14 protein-coding genes are annotated in these 21,898 nt (G+C 73.5%); 10 read left to right on the top strand and 4 right to left on the bottom strand.

The genetic code is table 11. From position 1 onward, the window contains the following. The first annotated feature begins 2 nt into the window (after positions 1-2). Entirely contained in the window at positions 3-1,292 is a 1,290-nt protein-coding gene (locus tag ACIBW9_RS40935) for a diaminopimelate decarboxylase (protein WP_398963457.1), read from the top strand. A gap of 69 nt (positions 1,293-1,361) precedes the next feature. Here the strand turns inward: ACIBW9_RS40935 and ACIBW9_RS40930 are convergent, their stop codons facing one another. From ACIBW9_RS40930 to ACIBW9_RS40915, 4 genes are read right to left on the bottom strand one after another with little or no spacing between them, the layout of a single operon-like run. Further along, positions 1,362-3,746 (bottom strand): M20/M25/M40 family metallo-hydrolase, encoded by a 2,385-nt coding sequence (locus ACIBW9_RS40930; protein WP_398963455.1) that lies wholly within the window; start codon positions 3,744-3,746, stop codon positions 1,362-1,364. 30 nt (positions 3,747-3,776) lie between these two features. After that, positions 3,777-5,111 carry an MFS transporter gene (locus ACIBW9_RS40925; protein WP_398963453.1) on the bottom strand — a complete coding sequence of 445 codons (1,335 nt, stop codon included), beginning with the start codon at positions 5,109-5,111 and terminating at the stop codon, positions 3,777-3,779. A 3-nt stretch (positions 5,112-5,114) separates the two neighbouring features. Then, the gene (locus tag ACIBW9_RS40920) at positions 5,115-8,522 is read right to left on the bottom strand and encodes an amino acid adenylation domain-containing protein (RefSeq protein WP_398963451.1); all 3,408 of its coding nucleotides are present in this window, start codon (positions 8,520-8,522) and stop codon (positions 5,115-5,117) included. After that, complete coding sequence (locus ACIBW9_RS40915; RefSeq protein WP_398963448.1) at positions 8,519-9,277, bottom strand: 2OG-Fe dioxygenase family protein; 759 nt, start codon at positions 9,275-9,277, stop codon at positions 8,519-8,521. The genes ACIBW9_RS40920 and ACIBW9_RS40915 overlap by 4 nt, the downstream gene beginning before the upstream one ends. Before the next feature lie 219 nt (positions 9,278-9,496). Here ACIBW9_RS40915 and ACIBW9_RS40910 point away from each other — a divergent pair, with 219 nt between their 5' ends. The 9 genes from ACIBW9_RS40910 to ACIBW9_RS40870 all read left to right on the top strand — a co-directional run bounded on the left by ACIBW9_RS40910 (position 9,497) and on the right by ACIBW9_RS40870 (position 21,820). Continuing rightward, entirely contained in the window at positions 9,497-11,152 is a 1,656-nt protein-coding gene (locus ACIBW9_RS40910) for a condensation domain-containing protein (protein ID WP_398963445.1), read from the top strand. 53 nt (positions 11,153-11,205) lie between these two features. Beyond that, positions 11,206-11,910 carry a thioesterase II family protein gene (locus ACIBW9_RS40905; RefSeq protein WP_398963443.1) on the top strand — a complete coding sequence of 235 codons (705 nt, stop codon included), beginning with the start codon at positions 11,206-11,208 and terminating at the stop codon, positions 11,908-11,910. Further along, complete coding sequence (locus ACIBW9_RS40900; RefSeq protein WP_398963440.1) at positions 11,907-12,737, top strand: SDR family oxidoreductase; 831 nt, start codon at positions 11,907-11,909, stop codon at positions 12,735-12,737. The genes ACIBW9_RS40905 and ACIBW9_RS40900 overlap by 4 nt, the downstream gene beginning before the upstream one ends. A 23-nt stretch (positions 12,738-12,760) precedes the next feature. Further along, positions 12,761-15,544 carry a non-ribosomal peptide synthetase gene (locus tag ACIBW9_RS40895; protein ID WP_398963437.1) on the top strand — a complete coding sequence of 928 codons (2,784 nt, stop codon included), beginning with the start codon at positions 12,761-12,763 and terminating at the stop codon, positions 15,542-15,544. 88 nt (positions 15,545-15,632) lie between these two features. After that, on the top strand, positions 15,633-16,220 hold the full coding sequence (locus ACIBW9_RS40890) for a cysteine hydrolase family protein (protein ID WP_398963434.1): 588 nt from the start codon (positions 15,633-15,635) through the stop codon (positions 16,218-16,220). A 114-nt stretch (positions 16,221-16,334) separates the two neighbouring features. Further along, the gene (hypE, locus tag ACIBW9_RS40885; RefSeq protein WP_398963432.1) at positions 16,335-17,366 is read left to right on the top strand and encodes a hydrogenase expression/formation protein HypE; all 1,032 of its coding nucleotides are present in this window, start codon (positions 16,335-16,337) and stop codon (positions 17,364-17,366) included. 23 nt (positions 17,367-17,389) lie between these two features. After that, entirely contained in the window at positions 17,390-19,723 is a 2,334-nt protein-coding gene (gene hypF, locus ACIBW9_RS40880; protein WP_398963429.1) for a carbamoyltransferase HypF, read from the top strand. Between the two features lie 37 nt (positions 19,724-19,760). Then, the gene (locus ACIBW9_RS40875) at positions 19,761-21,104 is read left to right on the top strand and encodes a hypothetical protein (RefSeq protein ID WP_398963427.1); all 1,344 of its coding nucleotides are present in this window, start codon (positions 19,761-19,763) and stop codon (positions 21,102-21,104) included. Continuing rightward, the gene (locus ACIBW9_RS40870) at positions 21,101-21,820 is read left to right on the top strand and encodes a gamma-glutamyl-gamma-aminobutyrate hydrolase family protein (protein ID WP_398963424.1); all 720 of its coding nucleotides are present in this window, start codon (positions 21,101-21,103) and stop codon (positions 21,818-21,820) included. The genes ACIBW9_RS40875 and ACIBW9_RS40870 overlap by 4 nt, the downstream gene beginning before the upstream one ends. Positions 21,821-21,898 lie beyond the last annotated feature (78 nt).

The following is a 21,898-nucleotide window of genomic DNA, read 5'->3' as shown; positions in this document are numbered from 1 at the left end:
ACATGAGCGAGGTCGCAATGGAGCAGCTGAAGTTTCTTGAGCCCGAGGACGTGCGCGCCGTCGCCGCGCAGTTCGGCACACCGGTCTTCGTGTACGACGAGACCACCGTGCACCGCTCCGCCACCACGATGTCCACCCTCCCCAACGCCTTCGGCCTGACGGTGCGCTACTCCCTCAAGGCGTGCCCCAGCCAGGCGATCATCCGGCTCTTCGACCGCCAGGGATTCTCCTTCGACGCCAGCTCGGTGTGGGAGGCCCGCCGTGCGGTGCTGGCCGGGGTGGGTCCGGAGCGGATCTCGATGACCGCACAGGAGGCGGTGTTCGACGAGAACCTGCGCGAACTCATCGACCAGGGCCTGCAGTTCGACGCGGGCTCGCTGCACCAGCTTGAGGAGTACGGCCGCGCCTACCCGGGCGGCGAGGTCGCGATCCGCATCAACCCGGGCTTCGGCTCGGGCCTGGTCGGACGTCTCAACAGCGGTGGCCCCCAGTCGAGTTTCGGCATCTGGCACGAGCAGCTGCCCGAGGTCAAGAAGATCGTGGAGCAGTACGGTCTGCGCCTGGTGCGGCTCCAGTCGCACATCGGCTCCGGCCACCACTGGGACATCCTCGTCGACGCCGTGCGCACCATGCTGTCCTTCGCCCGCGACTTCCAGGACGTGCACACCCTGGACCTCGGCGGCGGCTACCGGGTCTCGGCCCTGCAGAGCGACCCGGTCTACGACCACACCGAGTGGGCACGGGTCGTCGCCGACGAGCTCAGGCAGTTCGCCGAGGAGACCGGCCGCCGACTGCACACGGAGGTGGAGCCCGGCACCTACCTGACGGCGCTGGCCGGTTCACTCGTCACCAAGGTCATCGACAAGACGGACACCGGTGCGAACGGCAACTCCTTCCTCAAGATCAACAGCGGTCTGACGGAGATCGCCCGCCCGTCGTACTACGGCGTGCAGCACCCCATCGTGTCCGTCCCCGCCTCCGGCGACGTCGAGCGGCCGGCCGACGACACCGAGGAGTTCAACGTCGTCGGCCACTGCTGCATCGCCGGTGACATCCTCACCGCGAAGCAGGAGCAGCTGGCGCCGGTCGCGCTGGGCCGCACCGAGATCGGCGACTACGTGGTCGTCGAGCGGGCGGGCAGTTACTGCTCCTCGATGTCGATGAAGAACTTCAACTCCTACCCGGAGGCCGCCGAGGTGCTGCGCCGTGCCGACGGCAGCTTCGACCTGATCCGGGCCCGCCAGAGCATCGAGCAGGTCATCGTGAACGAGCGCATCCCCGAGGGCCTGTGACGGAGCGGACACGGCAGCGGGCAGGGGGAAGGCCCCGGAGTGATCCGGGGCCTTCCCCCTGCCCGGCGGTCACAGCACATAGCGGCGGGACACCAGTGTCAGTCCCGCATTGTCCGCGGACCAGGTCACCGTGGCCGGGCGCGGCACGCTCAGGGTGCCCTCGGGCAGCCCAGGCGTCCGGGTGACGGCGCGCAGCCGCAACGGCTGCGCGCCGCGGACCTCCAGCTGCACCTGGGTGCCCGGCCCGGCGGGCGGCGCCGTAAGCAGCAGCCCCCAGCGCCAGCCGCCGTGTGCGAAAGGCCGGTTGACGCCACCGGGGATGCGCTGCCCGGCGACCGTGGCCCGCACCACGGTGGCGCCGCCCGCGTCCGCGTACAGGTCGATCTCGGCCGCCCGCGGGCCGGTGGCGGCCACGGAGAGCGTGATGCGGCGGACGTCTCCCGTGCGTGCGGCGGCGACGACCTTCACCACGGGGACGGGGACGGTCGCGGCGGGCGCTGCCCCGGTGTGCCAGCGAGCCGGCTGGTCCAGCGACGGGAAGACGTCCTCCAGTGAGCCCGTGGCGGCGCCGACGTAGTGGTCCAGCCAGCCGGAGCTGCCCGCACCGCTGGAGGCCCAACGGGCCCGGCCGGTGTCGGCGTCCAGGGCGTAGACGAGGCTCACCTGCGCGGGCCGGGATGCGGTGGGCGCGCCGGTCAGCACCGCCACGCCGAGCGCGGACAGGGCGCCGGCCGTACCGAGCGCGGTGGCACCGACGGCCCACCGGCGCCGGGTGCGGCGGGGCACGGCGGGCAGCGCGGGGGCGAACGCGAGGGCGAGCAGGAGCGCCGGGGCTGCGGCGAGGGCGACCGGCACGGTGTCGAAGAGCAGTTCGCCCACCGGCACCAGCAGCGCCGCGCACGGCACGAGGGGCGCCGTGGCGAGGGCGCCGCGCCACACCGAGCCGGAGCCGGCGCGGGCCGCGGCCGCGAGGCCCGCCGCCCCGGTGAGCGCGGGCCACAGGAACAGGTACGAGGCGCCCGGCAGCCACACGGCGGTCAGCACCGCGCACAGGGTCAGCCACGCGGTCGCCGCGGCGCTCACCTCCAGGGCGGTCGCCCGGCGGCGCAGGACGACCGCCCACACCCACAGGGCCGTTGCCGTCAGCAGGACGGCGGCCAGGTGGAGCGGTCCTGGCCGGTAGGGGCTGCCCAGTGCGAACCCGGTCCACTGCGGCCGCAGCCACGTCGCGACGGGCCACACCAGGCTCGCCGCGCCGGCCGCGCCCAGCGGGGCAAGGGGCAGTGCGGCCGTGCTGATCGCGGTCCTGCCGGGCCGCAGGGCGCCGCGCCGGCCCGCGTACCACAGGGCGGCGCCCAGGACGGCGACGGCGAGGACCGCGCCGGGCAGCACCAGGCCCATCGGGTAGCGGACGAGGACCGGCCCCAGGGTGAAGTACGTCGCCCGGCCCGCGTGCCGGGTGCCGCTCAGGTCGGCGCCGCCGAGTCGGCGGGCCGCGGCCAGGACGGTGTCGCCCATGTCCTGCAGGCTTCGCCGGCTGAAGTCGGCGAGATCGTCCTGCGGGGTGTGGTAGTTCGCGGAGGCGCCGATCACCGCGAAGTTCATGCCGGTCATGCCGGCCTTGCGCAGCACGGTGAAGTCGGTGTCGTTGGGCAGCATCCGGTACACCTCGTCGGACAGCGAGGTGACCACCGCAGGCCGGCCGCGAAGTGCCGGGACCAGAGCGGCGTTCCCGCTGCCGGACTCGAACATCACCGTCCGGCCGGAGGTTCCGCGGGCCTCCAGGTTGAGGACGACGGTGGACGCCGCCGGTGCCGTGTCGCGGGCGACGAAGGCGCGGGCCCCCAGCAGGCCGGGCTCCTCGCCGTCCGTGATGAGGAAGGTGATGTCGTTGCGGGGTGCCGGGCCGGCCTTCAGGGCGCGGGCCACCTCCAGGAGGGTGGCGAAGCCGATGCCGTCGTCGGACGCGCCGTGGCTGTTCTCCTCGGAGTCGTAGTGGGCGACGATCAGCAGCCGGCCGCTGGGGTGGGTGCCGTGCAGGGTGGCGCTGATGTTCTGCACCCAGGCGGCCACGGCCGCGCCGTGCCCGGTGGCGCTGCTGGTGCCCGGCTCGATCCGCGCGTCGAGCCCCACCTGCCGTAGCCGGCGCAGCAGTTCGTCGCGTACGCGGTCGTGGTCCGCCGTGCCGGTGGCGTGCGGGCTGCCCGCCACGGCGGCGACGTGCGGGTAGGCGCGCGCTGCGGAGAAGGAGTCCGCCGGCGCGGACTTCGGCGCCGGGGCCGGTGTCAGGCTCGTCCACAGCACACCGACGAGGGCGGCGGCCAGGGCGAGCACCGGCACCAGGAGACGGGCGAGAGCCCGCACCGTCCGTGACGGGTGACGCGGGCCCGGCGCGGGCGGTCGCGGCTCCCGGAAGGCGGTGAGGCCCCGGGGGGTGGTACGGGTATCGGCCATCGGTCGGCTGCTTCCTTGTCGTGGGGACGCTCAGGTCCGTTCCGGTGCTTGGGTCCGCTGCGCTGCTTCGGTCCGCTCGTCCGCCGCCGCCTCGTCGGTGCGCGTGGCGTGCGCGCCGCGCTCGCCACGCCCGTCCTCCCCCGCCGCGTCGAGAGCATCCGGGGACAGCTGCAGCAGCGCCGTCACGGTGGCCGCGGCGAGCAGGGCGGCGGCGAACAGGAACGGCGCGCGCAGCCCCGCCGCCCCGGCGAGCGCGCCGCCGGCCAGGCCGCCCAACGGCGATACCCCGTTGACGACGAACCGGTAGCCGCCGTTGACCCGGCCGAACAGGGCGCCGGGCACCAGCGCCTGCCGCAGCGAGGTCGTCACCACCGTCGCCAGCGAGATGGCGGCCCCGACGAAGGCCAGGGCACCCGCGGCGAGCAGCGGGCGCGAGGTGGTCCCGGCGATCAGGAACGACAACGGGCAGAGGGCGAAAGCCAGTTGGAGGGTGCGGGCGCGGCCGAGGACCCGGGTGACCACAGGGGCGAGCAACACCCCGGCGAGGCCGCCCACCGCGAGGACGACCAGGAGCATGCCGTACGCGCGCTGGCTGATGTGGAGCACGTTCAGCGCGTACAGGACGGCGATGCCGAGGACCGCGACGACGGCGAAGTTGAGCGCGCCGACGAGCACGCACACGGTGCGCAGCACCCGGTGGCGGCACAGCCAGCGGATGCCCTCGGCGGTCTCGGACACCACGGCGCGCGCGGTCAGCCTGCCGGCCCCGGGCGGCGCGGGCCGGGCACCCGGGAGGCGGACGCTGCACACCAGGACCGCCGAAACGGCGAAGGACAGGGTGTCCAGGGCGAACGGCAACGGGTGGCCGAGCGCGAACAGCGCGGTGCCCAGCGGCGCCCCCAGGAACTCGCTGCTCAGCAGCTGACCTCCCATCAGGCGGCTGTTGGCCGACTCCAGGGAGCCGTCACCCACCACGTCGGACACGACGGCCTGCGACAGGTTCTCGGCGAGCGTCGTGATCGAGGTGAGCGCGAACGAGACTGCGGCGAGCACGGTGATGTCCGCCCGGCCGGTGAGGATCAGCAGCACCAGCGAAGCGGTGACGAGGGCTCGGGCCACGTCGCAGATCCACAGGGTCCGCCACCGGTCCAGTCGGTCCACCAGGGCGCCGGCGAACGGGCCCACGCACGTCCACGGCAGCTTCCCCGCCACCGCCACCAGCGCGACCGCGAACGGGTCGTGGGTGAGGGTGGCCGCGTAGACGGCGAGCGCCGCGGTGCGTGTGCCGTCGCCGACCCCGGAGGCGGTGGTGGCCGCCCACAGCCGCCCGTACCCGTACGCGAAGCGCGACCTGAGCAGCGCCACGGGTCAGCCCTCCAGCTTCTGCTGCACCTCGCTGTGCGACATGGCCTGCACCTGCCGCACCAGGGCGGCCACCCGGTCCACGTCGATGCCCGCCTCGGCGCCCTCGGCGCGCATCAGCGTCGCGAGGGTGGCGAGGGTGGGTGCCTCGACGAAGAAGTGCAGGGGCAGTTCGAGCCGGAACAGCTCACGGATCCGGGAGACGACGATGGTGGCGAGCACCGAGTGGCCGCCGCGTTCGAAGAAGTCGTCGTCGACCGAGACGTCGGTGATCTCCAGCGTCTGCTCCCAGATGCCGGCCAGGACGTGCTGGAGGTCGTCGGCGGGTGCCCGGCGCTCCGGGGCGGCGACGGGGCCGGGTTCCGGCAGCGCGGCGCGGTCGACCTTGCCGTAGGGGGTGAGCGGAAGGGCGTCGAGCACGACGAAGAGATCCGGGACCATCGGCGAGGGCAGCAGGGCGCGCAGGTGGGCGCGGAGCACCGCGGTGTCCGGTACGTCCGGTCCGGGCGGCACGGTGACGTAGCCGACGAGGCGGGTGCCGCCGTCGGGCGCCGCGGCGGCGAGGACCACCGCGTCGCCGACCCGGGGGTGGGCGCGCAACGCGCTCTCCACCTCGGCGGGTTCGACCCGGTAGCCGCGGATCTTGGCCTGGTGGTCGGTGCGGCCGAGGAACTCCAGCGTTCCGTCGCGGCGCCAGCGGGCCCGGTCGCCGGTGCGGTAGAGGCGGGCGCCGGGGACGAAGGGGTGGGGGACGTAGACGTCCGCGGTCCGGCCGGGGCGGTTCAGATAGCCGCGCGCCACCTGTATGCCGCCCGCGTGGAGTTCACCGGGAACGCCGACGGGCTGCAGCCGGCCGGCGCCGTCCAGGACGTAGAGCTCGCTGCCCGGCACGGGCCGTCCGATGGGCACGGGAGCCTCGGCGGGCGCGGTGACGGTGTGCTCGGCGATGTTGATGGTGGTCTCGGTCGGCCCGTAGGAGTTGACCAGGCGGATGTGCGGTGCCTGGGCGAGCAGTTCGTCGGCGAGGTCGGCGGGGAGTTCCTCGCCCGCGCTGATCACCAGCTTCAGGGCGGTCGCCGCGCGGGACAGGCCGCCGAGGGCGAGGACGGGGCGCAGCGCCGAGGGCACGAAGAAGCAGGTGGTGACGGAGTGCCGGGTGAGCACGGAGTACAGATAGTCGGCGTCGGTGCCCCTGCCCGGTTCGGCCAGCACCACGCGGCCCCCCGAGCAGAGCGCGACCAGGAGCTCCCAGATCGAGGTGTCGGCGCTCAGCGGAGTCTTGTGCAGGACGCGCTCGCCCTGGTCCAGGCCGAGGTCCGCGCACATGCCGGCGAGCCGGTTGGCAAGTCCTGCGCGGCTGACGAGCACTCCCTTGGGGGCGCCCGTGGAGCCCGAGGTGTAGAGCACGTAGGCGCCGCCGGCGGGCAGTTCGGGCATGTCGGGCCGGTGCGTGGGCAGGTCTGCGGTGAGGGCCGGGAGGTCCTCGACGGCGAGCACCTCGGTGCCCTCGGGCAGCCGGGCCGCGACATTGGTGTCCGTGAGGGCGAGGCGGGGCGCGGCGTCGGTGACGATCTGGGCCAGGCGCCCGGCGGGATGCTCGCTCTCCAACGGCAGGAGGACGGCGCCGGCCTTGAGGACGGCGAGAACGGACACGACCAGGTCGAGGCCGCGCGGCAGCAGGACGGCCACCCGGTCCTCGGGGCCGATGGCGCGGGCACGCAGCAGGTGCGCCACCCGGTTGGCCCGCTCGTCCAGTTCGCGGTAGGTGAGGTGGTGCGCGGTGGCGGGGGGCGGGGCGTCGGCGACGACGGCCGTGGCCTCAGGTGCGGCCGCCGCGTGGGCGTGGAAGGCGTCGAGGAGACCGCCGTCGCCGGGGGCGGGCACACCGCGGCCCGACCAGTGCAGGGCGAGCCGGGTGTGCTCCTCCTCGGTCATGACCGGAAGGTCGCGCACGGCGACGTCGCCGTCGGCGGCGAGCGCGGCGGCCAGGACCTGGCGGACGGCGCGGGCGATGCGTTCGGCGGTCTCCGTGTCGAACAGGTCGAAGGAGTACGACAGCCAGCCGGTCAGGCCGCCGCCCTGCTCGGCGGGCGCGAACTCCAGGGACAGGTCGATGTCGGACCCGCTCTTGGGCAGGTTGAGCGTCTCGGTGTGGACGCCGGGCAGCTTCAGCCGGCTCAGGGGGACGTTGCGCAGTGCGAACAGGGCACGCACCAGGGCCGAGCGGCCGCTGCTGCGTTCGCCTCCCGCCTCGCGCACGATCTGCGGGAAGGGCACTTCCTGGTGGGCGAAGGCGTCCAGGCTGCTGTCGCGGGCGGTGCGCAGCAGCTCCCGGAAGGACTCGGCGCCGTCGACGGGCACACGCAACGGGAGGGTGTTGGCGAAGAAGCCGATGAGCGGCTCCCACTCGGGCCGGTCGCGGCCGGCCACAACGGTGCCGATGACCAGGTCTCGCGCGGCCGACCAGCGGTGCAGCACCACGGCGTACGCGGCGAGCAGCACCATGAACGGGGTGGCCTTCTCGGTGCGGCCGAACCGGGCCGTCCGCTCGACCAGGTGGGCGTCCAGGTCGATGCGAACGGCGGCGCCCCGGAAGGTCGGCCTGGCCGGGCGGGGCCGGTCGCCCGCGAGCTCCAGGGGAGCCACCCCGTCGAGCCGCTCGCGCCAGTGGGCGAGCTTCCGGGCGGCCTTGTCGTCGGCCGGCCAGGCATGCTGGGCGGCGGCGAACTCCGGGAAATTGACCGCCAGTTCGGGCAGCTCGGCGGGGCGGGAGGCGACCTGCGCCGCGTAGCACTCGGTGAGTTCGTCGACGAGGACTCCGAGCGACCAGCCGTCCACGACGATGTGGTGGACGCACAGGGTCAGCAGCCAGGAGCGCCCGTCGGGTGCCTCGGGATCGTCGGTCAGCCGCCACAGCGTGGCGCGCAGCAGCGGCGCGGCGGACAGGTCGAAGGAAGGACGGGCGATCCGGCCGAGGAGCGCGGGCACCTCGTCGGCGCGGGCCCGTCCGGTGCCGAGGGTGACGTCCACCTCGTCAGGGGCGCGGACGACCTGTACCACACCACGTTCCGAGTCGAGTTCGAAGCCGGTGCGCAGCGCCTCGTGCCGGGCGACGACCGCGGCGAGCGCCCGCTGAAGCGCCCCGGCGTCCAGGTCGCCGCGCAGCCGGACCGCGATCGGCAGCAGGTAGTTCACCGCGGTCGGGTCGAGTTCGTACTGGTAGTAGAGCTGCTGCTGGCCCGGGGCGGCCACGAAACGCTGGGTTCCCCCGGTGCGCGGCAGAGCGGTGACGGGGACGTGTGCGGCGGCCCGGCCCTCGGCGAGACGGCGGGCGAACAGGGCGCGCCGCTCGGGGCTGAGGCCGGCCACGGCGCGCTGCAGGCCGGAGGGCTCCGGGGAGAGGGTCTCGGTCATCGCTGTTCCTCCGCGTCGGCCGGAACGGGGGCGAAGTCGACGATCAGTACGTCGCGGTGGCTGGGGCGGTCCGGGTCGAGGGGGGTCAGCGGTGTCACGTCGTGCAGCAGCCGCCGGTCGTCCACCAGCAGCTGGTCGCCGGGTTCGCCGAGGGTCGCGGCGAACAGCCGGGTGCCGTCGTCGTCGTACAGGGAGCTCTCGCCGCCCGTGACGTTGGTGCGGGCGACCAGGAGCGAGGTGACGTATGTCGAACCGTCGCGGTGGCGGCCCTGCGGGGCGGGCCTGCCGACCTGGTCGGAGCTGGTCACGATGCGGAACGGGTGCAGCTTGACGTCCCAGTGCCGCACCCCTTCGACGCGGGAGAACACGTCGCCGAGGCGGCGCACGACGGCGACCGTCAGCGGGTCCGCCAGGAACGCGTCGGTGAGCGGGTCGAAGTGGCGCCGCACCCCGCCGTTGAGCGGGTTGACGGCGCTGTCCTGGTAGTAGGGGGCGTGCGGCTGCGCGGTCAGCCGGCCGGTCCCGGTGTCGAGGTGGAAGTGGCCGTAGCGCCGGTACCGGTAGGTGCCCCCGTCCTTCATGAAGGTGTCGAGGGTGAGGTCGTCCCAGTGGCGGGCGAAGCGCGCCCAGTCCTCGGGACCGGTGCCGGTCATCCGGCGCACCTCGGGCGCGGTCAGCAGATGGCCTCCCCACCCGGACAGGCCGTCGACGGCGGCGGTCACTGCCTGAGAGGCGGCCGTAGTGATCTCGGACACGGCGTCCGGTCCCCTTTCGGTGGACGGCCCGGTGCCGCGGCGGCACGGTCGGATCGCATCGGCATGCGTCTTTTGGGTATGGCCCCGCGAGCCGTCCTTGGATGCAACAGGCCCCCGCGCCCGTGCGGCAGTCAGGACATTGCCTGACTGCCCCCGACGGCCGGACGGGCCCACCATCCGAGAAGGGCTGCCCTGGCAGTCGGACAGGGAGGGTGGACGTTGACGGCCGACGATTCGCTGACAGTGGTGACCTCATTCGCCCAGCAGAGCCTGTGGCTGCAGCACCAGGTGGACCCCGAGCGCGCCGCGTACAACATCACCGCGGCGGTCCGGCTGCGCGGTCCGCTGGACGTGGCTGCCCTGGAGCGGGCGCTGAACGCGGTGGTGGCCCGGCACGAGGTGCTGCGCACGGTCTTCGCACTGGACGGTGCGGACCCGGTGCAGGTGATCGGGCCGGTCCACCCGCTGACGGTTCCCGTGCACGAGACCGGGCCCGACGGTTTCGACGCGTACGCCGGCGACGTGCTGTTCGCGCCGTTCGATCTGCGTCAAGGGCCGTTGCTGCGGCTGGAGCTGCTCCGGCTCGAACCGGAGCACCACATCGCGCTCCTGGCGCTGCACCACATCGTGACCGACGGGACGTCCTCGGCGATCCTGCTGCAGGAGCTGTCCCACGCCTACGCCGCCGAACTGGCCCAGGTGGATCCGCTGTGGGAGGAACTGCCCATCCAGTACGCGGACTTCGCGGCGTGGCAGCGCGACACGCTCGCCGGCTCCGCCCTTCAGCGGCTGACCGGGCACTGGTCGCGGGTCCTGGCGGACGCCGCACCGCTCGCCCTGCCCGCCGACCGGCTGCCCGCCGCCGAGGACGCGGGGCACGGCGCCGTGCACCACTTCACGCTGCCCGCGGATCTCACCGTGCGCCTGGAGGAGCTGGCCCGCGCCGAGCGGGCCACCTTGTTCATGGTGCTGCTCGCCGGTCTCGACGCGCTGCTCGCGCGCTACTGCGGGCAGGACGACATCACGGTCGTCTCCCCAGTGTCCGGTCGCACCCGCCCCGAACTGGAGGGGCTGATCGGCTACTTCGTCAATCCCCTGCTGCTGCGCACCCGGGTGTCCGGCGCCTTGGGCTTCACCTCTCTGGTCGGCGAGGCCCGCGCCGCCACCCTGGACGCGTTCGACCATCAGGAGCTGCCCATCGAGCAGGCCGTCGAGCTGCTGCGGCGGCACGGCGGGCACGGCGCCGAGGGCCTGCGCTCGCAGGTGATGCTGGTGCTGCAGAGCGCCCGGCCGAGTCACTGGCGCAGCGCCGGCCTCGACTTCGAGCTGATCCCCGCCGACACGTCGACCGCCAAGTCGGATCTGGTGCTCGAGGTGCGTCCCGAGGCGGACGGCGGCTGCGCGGCGGCCTTGGAGTACCGCACCGCGCTGTACGACACCGCGACCGCCGAACGCCTGGCACGCCACTTCGTCGCGGTCCTGGAGGCGGTCTGCGCGCGGCCCGGGGCACCCCTGGACGACCTGCTCGCGACCGTCGTCCCGGACGGGGAGATCCCCACGGTGCGGGCCGGCGCCGCGGACACCGGCGCGACGTACGGGCCCGCGCCCGCGTACGTCGCGCCGCGCACCCCGCTGGAGGAGGAGGTCGCCGCCGTCTGGACCGCGCTGCTCGGCAAGGAACGCATCGGCGTGCACGACGACTTCTTCGACCTCGGCGGCCAGTCCCTGACCGCGGTGCGACTCGCGGCCCGGCTGCGCGACGAGTTCGGCGTGGAACTGACGACGCGTGACCTGTACGGCGAATTCACCGTCGAGGCGGTCGCCTGGACCGTTCTGCAGCGGATGACCGCCGACGGGGAGCAGATGGGCGCCTGAGCCGACGGCATCCGATCCCCACCACCCAGCGGACCCAAGGATCTTGGAGAGACATGTTGAATGCGGCGGTTGTGTGCTTCCCGCCCGGCGGTGCGGGCGCGGGCTTCTTCCACTCGTGGCTCGGGCAGCGCGAAGGGCTGACGGTGCTCCCGGTGGAACTGCCCGGACGGGAGAAGCGGTACTCCGAGCCGGAGTGCACCGAGCTGGGCGCCCTGATGGACACGATCCTGCCCGAGCTGCGGTCCGCCACCGCCGGGTTCGACGAGGTCGCCTTCTTCGGCCACAGTTTCGGCGCGCTGCTCGCGTACGAGACGGTCCGGGTCCTCGCCGCCGAGCGGGACGGGCTGACCCTGGTGGCCTCCGGTGCGACGTGGCCGGGCACCCGGCGGCCCGGACGCATCACCGGCCTGGGCGACGAGGAGTTCATCGCCGGCGTGCAGGCGATCGCCGGGTACCGCCACCCGGCCCTCGACGAGCCGGAGCTGCGCGATCTGGTGCTGCCCCCGCTGCGCACCGACGTGGCGATGCACGAGGGTTATGTGTACCGCGCGCACGAGCCCCTCGACGTGCCGGTCCTCGCGGTGCGCGGCGACGCCGACGACCTGGTGTCGGCCGCCGACCTCACCGAGTGGCAGCGGGTCACCACCGCCCCGCTGACCGTCGCGGAGCTGACGGGCGCGCACATGTACCTGGTGGAGGAGTGGCCCGCGCTGCTCGACCTGATCGCAGGGCGGCTGTCGACCGCCGGGGCGTCGTGAGCGGACGGCTCGGGGGCAGGACGGCGGTCGTCACCGGCGCCGGGCGGGGCATCGGGCGGGCCTGCGCCGCCGCGTTCGCCGCACAGGGCGCCGACCTGGTCCTCGTCGACATCGCCGGTGACCTTCCCGGTGTCCCCTACCCCGCGGCCACCCCCAGCCAGCTCGACCACACGGCCGAGCTGTGCCGCGAGCGGGGAGCCGCGGTGCTCACCGTCAAGGCCGACGTGCGCGATCCGGCCGCCTGCGCACGCGTGGCGGCCGAGGCCGTCGAGCGCTTCGGATCGCTGGACGTGCTGGTCAACAACGCCGGGATCGCGGGCCCTTCGGGGCGGATCGTGCACGAGGTCACCGAGGACGAGTGGGCGGTGATGATCGACGTCAACCTGAACGGCGCCTGGCGGATGCTCAAGGCCGTGGGTGCCGTGATGGTGGCGCAGCGCTCCGGCTCCGTCGTCAACGTCGCCTCCACCGCGGGCCTCGTCGGATACCGCAACTTCGCGGGCTACGTGGCCTCCAAGCACGGACTGGTCGGTCTGACGAAGGCCGCCGCGCTCGACTACGCGCCGTACCGGGTGCGGGTGAACGCGGTCTGCCCCGGCTCCGTCCGCGACAGCGAGGAGTGGGAGGGCCGGATGCTGGTCGAGATCGGCCGCAGCATGGAGATCGCGCCCGCCGACCACGAGGCCGAGTTCATCACCCAGATGCCCATGAACGCCCTGGTGGAGGCGGACGACGTGGCGGGGGCCGCCCTGTGGCTGGCCTCCGACGAGTCCCGCCACGCCACCGGCGGCGTGATCACCGTCGACGCCGGCTACAGCGCCCGTTGACCCCGACCGGTCAGGAGACGCACGTGTCGCCCAACCCCAGCTCGGTCACCGCCCGGCACGCCGCCGTGTACCCGGTCGCGCCCCGGTACACGGCCGAGGACTGCCGCGCCGCGCTGGCGGCCGACCCGTGGTCCGGCCCCGGCCGGCCGCGCCTGTGGACCGAGTCGGTGCCCGCGGCCTCCGGCAGCCCGGCCGCCCTGCGCCGTCGCGAGCGCGAACTGTACGGCCGCCACAGCGGCCCGGCCGTGCGGCTCACCCTGCTCGAATACACCGACGGAGTACGGGAGTTGGTGGCCGTCACCGGGCCCGGCGACGACGGCCCCGACACGCTGGACCGCGCCGCGCTGGCCGCACTCGGCAGCACGGCGGCCCGGTCGGACACCGGTTCCCCCGCGGCTCGGGCGCCCGAGGCCGAGGACCGCGCCGCGCTGTGGCCCCGGTGCCGGGCCGTGGCGGTTCCCGGGCTCGACGGGGCCGGAAAGACGGCGGCGGACCTGGCCTGCGCACTGCTCCTCGTGGCCGCCCGCACGTACGAGGACGAGCCGGTCCTGGACGTCGCCGTGCGCACCGCCGACGGGGTGCACCGGGTGTCACTGTGCACGGACACGCTGGACGAGGACCAGCCGGTGGCCGCCTACCGGACGTGGGTGCAGGGGCAACTGGCACGGCCCCTGGCCACGGCCGGCGGCACCGGGCCACGGCTCGCCCTCGACGTGGACCTGCGGCCGCGGGCGGTGCCCGCGCTGCTGCGCGTGCCCGCGCTGGACGCCCGCCACCCGGTCACCGTGCGGGTGACCGCCGGGGAGGCGGACGGCACCCCGCAGGTGCACTGCTGGACCCCGCCCGGAACGCCGCCGGACGGGCGGGCCGCGGACCTGCGGCACCGGCTGACCACGGTGGCACGACAGCTGCTGACCGGGGACCAGGACCTTCCGCTGGCCGCAATCACGTTGCACGACCCGGCCGAGCGGGCGCGCCTGCTGGCCCTCGGCCGTACCCCGCGCGGCACGGACAGCGGGCCGCGCCGCATCGACCAGATGGTCCGGGCGCGCGCCGAGCAGGCCCCGCACGACATCGCCCTCACCGACCCGCAGGAGTCCGCCACCTGGACGTACCGCGAACTCGTCGACACCGCTGAGCGGTTCGCGGCCGCGCTCCACGAACTCGGCGTGCGCCCGGGCGACCGGGTCGGGGTGTGCCTGGACCGTTCGGCGCGGCTCGTGGCGGTGCTGCTCGCGGTGATGACGGCGGGCGCCGCCTACGTGCCGCTGGACCCCACCTATCCGGCGGACCGCCTCTCCTACACCGCGCAGGACGCAGATATGTCCCTGGTGGTGGTCGAGGACCACGGCGAGCAAGGCGACGCCTTCGCCGGCCGCCGCACCGTGACGCTGTCGCGGCTGCGCGAACTCGCCTCCGTACAGCGGGCGTCGGCGCAGGCACCGGCGGTGGGGCCGGACGATCCGGCGTACGTCATCTACACCTCGGGCTCCACCGGCCGTCCCAAGGGCGTCGTGGTGCCGCACCGGAACGTGGGCCGCCTCCTCGACGCCACCACCGAGGACTTCCGCCTCGGCCCGAAGGACGTGTGGACGTGGTTCCACTCGGCGGCGTTCGACTTCTCCGTCTGGGAGATCTGGGGCTGCCTGGGCACCGGCGGGCGCCTGGTCGTCGTGCCGTACTGGACCTGCCGCTCCCCCGAGGACTTCCGCGCCCTGCTGCTCCAGGAACGGGTGACGGTGCTCAACCAGACCCCGTCGGCCTTCTCCCGGCTGCTGCGCCTGGAGGTCGCGGACCCCGCGCCCCTCACCCTGCGGATCGTCGTCTTCGGCGGGGAGACCCTCGACACCCGCGCCCTGCTGCCGTGGTTCGACACGCACCCCGAGTCCAGCTGCCGGATGGTCAACATGTTCGGCATCACCGAGACCACGGTGCATGTGACGGCCTGCACCGTCACCCGCGCCGACGCACTCGCCGCCTCGTCGTCGGTGGGCCGCCCGCTGCCCGGCTGGAGCGTGCGCGTCCTCGACGCGCGCGGCAGGCTGCTGCCGCCCGGCTGCGCGGGCGAGATAGCCGTCGGCGGGGACGGCCCCGCCCTGGAGTACCTGGGACGCCCGGAACTGACCGCCGAGCGGTTCGTCGACGACCCGGACGGCGACGGCCGCCTCTACCTCAGCGGCGACAAGGGGCGGCTGCTGCCCGACGGCCGGCTGGAACACCTGGGGCGCCTCGACAGCCAGATCAAGGTACGCGGCCACCGCATCGAACTCGACGAGATCCGCTCGGTGCTGCTGGCCCACCCGGCGGTGCGCGCCGCCGCGGTCGTGCTGACGCGGCCCGCGGACGAGGACGCCACCCTCGACGCGTACGTCGTGCTGGACGGGGCGCAGCCGCTCGACGTCCGCCGGCACGCGGCCCGGCTGCTGCCCGAGTACATGGTGCCCGCCACCGTCACCGCGCTCGCCCAGCTGCCGCTCACCGTCAACGGCAAGGTGGACGTGGCTTCGCTGCCCGAGCCGCGTGCCCTGGCCGGCGGGGGTGAACCTGCGGCCGTGGAGGACGAGTTCGGGCACGGCCCGCTGGCCGCCGTGCTCGCGGCCTGGCGCGTCACCTTCGGGGAACCGGTGGCACCCGACACCAACTTCTTCGACCTGGGCGGCAACTCGCTGCGCGCGCTGCGCATCGTGCACCTGCTGCGCGACGCGGGCATCCGCATCGACGTGCGCGACGTGTACCGGCTGCGCACCCCGTCGGCGCTGGCCGAATCCGCCACCGTGGCCCCCGCGGACCAGGCCAGAAGCGCCTGACCGAGCCGTGTAAGGGCTTTGCCCGACTGTCCGGGACGCCGCCGGCGGCGGGATGTTCGAGACCTGACACCGACCCGAGGAGTTGTTCATGAGCAAGGTCGCGGTCCTCACCAATGACCTCCAGTACGACCTGGTCAACAAGAACCAGGAGCGCATCGACGCCGTGACGGAGGCCACGCCCAGCTTCTCGGCCTTCCTCAAGGACATGCGCGAGCGCGGTCACCACGTGGTCCACCTGCAGCTGATCAACAAGCCCGACGACCCGGTCGCCGAGCGCTACGAGGGCGGCCGGCTGCCGGCGCAGAAGGGCACCCAGGGCGCCGAGATCCTGCCCGTCTTCCTCGACGAGACCGACATCCTCGTCGAGAAGAACAAGGACAGCGGGTTCTACGAGACCGACCTGCACGACCGGCTGCAGGCGCTCGGCGTCGAGACCGTCATCGTGACCGGCATGCAGGGGCAGATCTGTGTGCAGACCACGGCCGCCGACGCCTTCTTCCGTGGCTACAACGTCTGGGTCCCCAGCGACTGCGTGGTCTCGGCCCGCGAGCACGACAAGGTGCGCGCCCTGGACTGGCTGGACGGCTACTGCGCGACCGTGGCGCCGTCCGAGGAGATCGTGCGCATCCTCGACGCGGACGGCGACCTGCCGCGCAAGGTGTTCCGCACCCCCTGAGAGCCTGTGTCCCGCCCCTCACCCGGCGTCCCCCCGCACCGCATCCCAACCCCTCATCCGGGTACGCCCGATCCCTGTGACGTGCGTACGTCCTCGACCCCACCGGGAGTCACGTTGCCGACGGCCACGACGTCCTTTCTGGACCAGCAGATCGTCCTTGACCACGGGACCGGGGCCCGGCTCAGCCGGGAGCTCGTCGAGTTCGTCGTGGAGGTGCTCGCAGACGTCTACCTCGGTGAGATGGAGGACAGCGCCGTCCTCCCGCCGCTGGACGGCGCGCTCGCCATGACCACCGACTCGTTCGTGGTGGACCCGCCGTTCTTCGGCAACGGCGACATCGGCAAGATCGCGGTGTGCGGCACCGTCAACGACCTCGCGGTGGCCGGTGCCCAGCCCCGCTACCTCACTCTCGCGATGATCCTGGAGAGCGGGCTTCCCGTCGCGCAGCTGCACCGGGCCCTGGAGTCCGTCCGGGACACCGCGCGCGAGGCGGGCATCAAGATCGTCGCCGGCGACACCAAGGTCGTCGGGGCGGGCGAGGCCGACGGCATCTTCCTCAACACCGCGGGCATCGGCGTCTTCACCTCCCCGCCCAAGCGCATGAAGGACGTCACCGTCGGCGACAAGATCCTGCTCAGCGGGCCGATCGGCGACCACACCATCCACCTCCTGTCGGTGCGCGAGGGCCTCGGCTTCGAGTCCAACGTGCTCAGCGACTGCGCCCCGCTCAACGGCATGATCGACGCGGTGCGCGGCGCGGTGCCCGAATCCGCGGTGCGCTCCATGCGCGACGTGACCCGCGGTGGCCTCAACGCCGTACTGCACGAGTACGCCTCCGCCGTCGGCCGTGCGCTGCGCGTCGAGGAGGAGGCGCTGCCGATCGGCTTCGAGACGGCGATGGCCGCGGACATGCTCGGCATCAACCCGATCAACTGCGCCAACGAGGGCTGCCTGGCGCTGTTCGTGGCCCCCGAGCACGCGGACGACGTCCTGCGCACGCTGCGCGCCCACCCGTACGGCAAGGGCGCCGTCGTCATCGGTGAGGTGACCGAACGCCCCGATCCCGTCGTGGAGCTGACCGGAAAGGACGGCCGGGTCAGCGAGGTCGAGGAACTGCAGGGCGCCGAGCTCCCCCGCCTGTGCTGAGCTGACGAGTGGGACGAGGAGTCATGGCAGACATCGAGCAGTGGCTGATCCGCGTGTCCGGCGTGGTCCAGGGCGTGGGCTACCGGCCCTTCGTCCACACCCTGGCCACCTCCCTCGACCTGACCGGCTGGGTCCTCAACGACACGTTGGGCGTCCAGACCGAGGTGTGCGGCGCACCCGACACGCTCGCCCGGTTCACGACGGCCCTCAAGGACCGCGCCCCGCTGCTGGCCCGAGTGGACGAGGTACACGTGGAGCGGCGGACCACCCTGCCCGGCACGGAGCCGCCGACGGGCTTCGAGATCCGCGAGAGCCGGCGCACCGGACGGGCCAGCACCATCGTGGCTGCGGACTCGCACGTGTGCGACGACTGCCTGCGCGAGGTGTTCGACCCCGCCGACCGCCGCCACCGCTATCCGTTCTCCAACTGCACGCACTGCGGCCCCCGTTACTCGCTGATCAAGGCTCTGCCCTACGACCGGGAGCAGACCACGATGGCCGTCTTCGCCATGTGCGAGGAGTGCCGCGCCGAGTACGTGAACCCTGCCGACCGCCGCTACCACGCGCAGCCCACCGCCTGCCCGCGGTGCGGTCCGCAAGTGACCCTTTCCGGCCCCGAGGGGGTGCTGGCCGGGGCCGAGGAGGCGCTGACGCGCACCACCCGGGCGCTCGCCGAGGGAAAGATCGTCGCCGTCAAGAGCGTCGGCGGCTTCCACCTCGCCGTGAACGCCCGCGACGCGGCGGCCGTGGCCCGGCTGCGCACGCGCAAGAAGCGGGACTCCAAGCCGTTCGCGGTGATGACCGCGGGCCTCGCTCAGGCGGCCCGGATCGCCCGGATCACGGACGCCGAGCAGGAGTTGCTGCGCTCCCCGGCCCGGCCCATCGTGCTGCTGCGCAAGCTGCCGGGCGCCCTGCCCGAGGAGGTCGCCCCGCGCAACCCGAACCTCGGCGTGATGCTGCCGTCCGCACCGCTGCACCATCTGCTGCTCGACCGGCCCGGGCTGGACGTCCTCGTGATGACCAGCGGGAACATCTCCGGCCACCCGATCGCCCACCGCAACGAGGACGCGCTGGCCCAGCTCTTCGAGGTCGCCGACCTGATCCTGCACCACGACCGGGACATCCACGTCCGCGTGGACGACTCGGTGGTGCGCAGCTCCGTGCACCCCGCCCTGGACGAGCCGATCGTCACCTTCCTGCGGCGCTCGCGCGGCTACGCCCCCTACCCGGTGAAGGTCGACGGCGTCTGCGGGCCGGTCATCGCCTACGGCGCGGAGCTCAAGACCACGGTCGCCCTCGGCGACGGCAGCGAGGTGTACGTCAGCCAGCACATCGGCGACCTGAAGAACGACGAGACCTATGCCTCGCACCGCGAGGCCGCGGCCCACCTGTGCGACCTGTACGAGCTGAAACCCCGGCATGCCGCCTGCGACCTGCACCCCGCCTTCCGGGCCCGGGTGCTGGCCGGTACCGACCGGCCCGACGATGTCGTCGAGGTCCAGCACCACCATGCCCACATGGCGTCCTGCATGGCCGAGAACCGGCTCTCGGGCCCCACCATCGGCGTCGTCTTCGACGGCGCGGGCTACGGCGAGGACGGCACCATCTGGGGTGGCGAGTTCCTGGTCGGCGACTTCGCCGCGGTGCGCCGGGCGGCCCATCTGCGGCCGATCCCGCTGCTCGGCGGCGACAAGGCCGTCGCGGAACCGGTACGCACCGGCTACGCGCTGGCGCTGCAGGCCCTCGACACACCGGAGCGGGCGGTCGCCGCCTTCCCCGCCCTGGAGGTCCTCGACGAACGACAGCGCACCGTGTTCGCCACGATGGCCGCCCGCGGCATCCAGTCCCCGCCGGTGTCCAGCATGGGCCGGCTCTTCGACGGTGTGGCCGCCCTGCTCGGCGTCTGTGCCTACGCCGAGTACGAGGCGCACGGCCCCATCGAACTGGAGGGGCTGCTCGACCGCGACCTGGCCCTGACCACTCCGTACGCCTTCAAAGTCGCCACGTGCGACAACACCGACGTCGTCGACCCGAGGCCACTGGTGCGGGCCATCGCCGCGGACCTGTCGCGCGGCACCGCCGTCGCGGACATCAGCCGCCGCTTCCACTCCGCGGTGGTCGACATGGTCGTCAAGCGGTGCACCGCGCTGCGTGAGCGCACCGGCATCCGCCAAGTGGTGCTCTCCGGCGGCGTGTTCCTCAACGAGTTCCTCCAGGTCAACTGCCTCGTGGAGCTGCGCAGGACGGGCTTCGACGCCCACGCTCACCGGCTGGTGCCCACCAACGACGGCGGGATCGCGCTCGGCCAGGTGATGGTGGCCGACGCCCGGCTGCGCGACACCCCGACGCCCGTATGACCGACCCCTGCTCGACCGACGACGGAGGCATTGCCCGATGTGGACCACAGATCTGACCCTGGACACGGTCGTGCGCCTGCTGAGTGAGAACGAGGCGAGCGCACGACAGACCCTGAGCATGGTGCCGTCGGAAACCTCCATGTCGGGCCTGGCCAAACTGCCCATGCTCCTCGACCCGTACCACCGCTACTTCTTCAACGAGGACGACGACCCCGACCGCTGGCACTTCCGCGGCGCCCAGCGCCTGCGCGACCTGGAGATGGAGCTGACCGTCCCGCTTCTGCGGGAGCTGGGCCGGGCGTCGTACGCCTCGGTGCGACCGCTGAGCGGTCTGAACGGGATGACGCTGGTGCTCGCGGCGCTCGGCGGCGATCCGGGTTCCACGGTGGTCACCATCGCCCCGGAGCTGGGCGGCCACTACGCGACGCCCAAGGTGGCCGGCCGGCTCGGGCTCCGGGTGGAGTACCTGCGCGGCCCCGACCCGCACACCCTGGACCTCGCGCACGCCGCCGAACTGCTCGCCCGGACCAGGCCTTCGCTGGTGTACGTGGACCAGTCGCACTGCCTGTTCCCCGTCGACGTGAAGGCCCTGGTCGACACGGTGCGGGCGGCCTCGCCGGGGACGCTGGTGCACGTGGACGCCAGCCACTGGCTCGGCCTGGTGCTCGGCGGGGCGTTCCCGAACCCCCTGGACCAGGGCGCGGACAGCTGGGGCGGTTCGACCCACAAGACGTTCCCCGGCCCGCAGAAGGCCGTGGTGCTGACCCGGGACCCGGCCGTGGAGCAGCTCATCCGCGACACCCAGGACTACCTCATCAGCAACCACCACTTCGCCGCCACCATCGGCCTGGGCATCGCCCTGCTCGAGTTCCGTGACTTCGGCCCCGCCTACACCCGGGCGGTCCTCGATCACACCCGCCGCTTCGGCCGGCTCCTGAGCGAGCGCGGCCTGACCCTGGCCGCCGCCGACCGCGGCCATTCCGCGGGGCACCAGCTGTGGCTGGACACGGAGGCCGACGGCATCCCGGCGAAGACCGCGGCCGCCCGGCTCTCCGCCGCCAGCCTCAAGGTCAACTTCATGGCCGGGCTGCCGGGCTTCACCGGGCAGGGTGTGCGCATCGGCCTCAACGAGGCGACGTACGAAGGTCTCTTCGGCGACGACCTCGACGAGCTCGCCGACGTCTTCGTCGCGGCCGTGCGCGACACCGAGCCTCCCGCCCTGCTCGCCGAGCGCACCGCAGCGCTGCGCAGGCGTACCCCGTACGGCGCCCGCGCGACCGAGGGCAGCCCGCTGCTGGCCGCGGCACTCGACCTGTGCGAGGGCGCCCTGCGGCGCACCGGCACGGCCACGGAGCTCATCCTGACGGAGGCGGCCCGGTGAGCCGTCCCGTCATCGGCATCGCCTCCTACCGCGACCGCGCGCGCTGGAACATCTGGGACACGGACGCGACCGTGCTGCAGCAGGGTTACGTCGACGGGGTGCACCGGGCGGGCGGACGCGCCGTCGTGCTGCCGCCCGACGACACCGACGCCGACGTGCTGGCCCGCCTCGACGGACTCCTGCTGCCCGGCGGCGCCGACATCGATCCGGCGCGCTACGGCGCTGCCCGCCATGCGCAGACCGACACCCCGAGTGCCGACCGGGACGCCGGGGAACTGCTGCTGCTCGACGCCGCGCTCGCGGCCGGCCTGCCCGTCCTCGGGGTGTGCCGCGGGCTCCAGCTGCTCGCCCTCGCCTACGGCGGCACCCTGCACCAGCACCTGCCCGACCTGGTCGGGCACAACGGCCACTGCCCGGCCGAGGGCGTCTTCGGCGAGCACCCCGTGCACCTGGTTCCCGGAAGCCTGGCAGCCGCGGTGTACGGGGAGCGGACCGTCGTCAACTCGCACCATCACCAGGCCGTGCTCGACCCGGGCGCGCTGCACGTGACCGGGCGGGCCGACGACGGCGTGGTGGAGGCGGCCGAGGACCCGTCCCTGCCGTTCGTCCTCGGTGTGCAGTGGCACCCCGAGGTCTTTGGCGACCCGGAGCTGTTCGCGGCGTTCGTCGCGGCCTGCGCCGCCCGGTCGTTGCAGGGTGCGGCCTCATCGCGGTGACGACACGCCCCGTCACCGGCACCCGGCAGCGCCCTCGTACACCCCCGCCCGCGCCCGCGGCGCGGGACCGCAACTCAC

It is taken from the genome of Streptomyces sp. NPDC049541, from assembly GCF_044465725.1.
Lineage (GTDB): Bacteria > Actinomycetota > Actinomycetes > Streptomycetales > Streptomycetaceae > Streptomyces.
Note: the sequence above shows the minus strand (reverse complement) of the source record. Positions and strands in the feature narration are given on the sequence as shown.

Excerpts from the sequence above, each read along its gene's own strand:
- ACIBW9_RS40920 (WP_398963451.1), bottom strand. The coding sequence starts at position 8,522 with ATGACCGAGACCCTCTCCCCGGAGCCCTCCGGCCTGCAGCGCGCCGTG.
- ACIBW9_RS40905 (WP_398963443.1), top strand. The coding sequence starts at position 11,206 with ATGTTGAATGCGGCGGTTGTGTGCTTCCCGCCCGGCGGTGCGGGCGCG.
- ACIBW9_RS40930 (WP_398963455.1), bottom strand. The coding sequence starts at position 3,746 with ATGGCCGATACCCGTACCACCCCCCGGGGCCTCACCGCCTTCCGGGAG.
- ACIBW9_RS40875 (WP_398963427.1), top strand. The coding sequence starts at position 19,761 with ATGTGGACCACAGATCTGACCCTGGACACGGTCGTGCGCCTGCTGAGT.
- ACIBW9_RS40935 (WP_398963457.1), top strand. The coding sequence starts at position 3 with ATGAGCGAGGTCGCAATGGAGCAGCTGAAGTTTCTTGAGCCCGAGGAC.
- ACIBW9_RS40890 (WP_398963434.1), top strand. The coding sequence starts at position 15,633 with ATGAGCAAGGTCGCGGTCCTCACCAATGACCTCCAGTACGACCTGGTC.
- hypF (WP_398963429.1), top strand. The coding sequence starts at position 17,390 with ATGGCAGACATCGAGCAGTGGCTGATCCGCGTGTCCGGCGTGGTCCAG.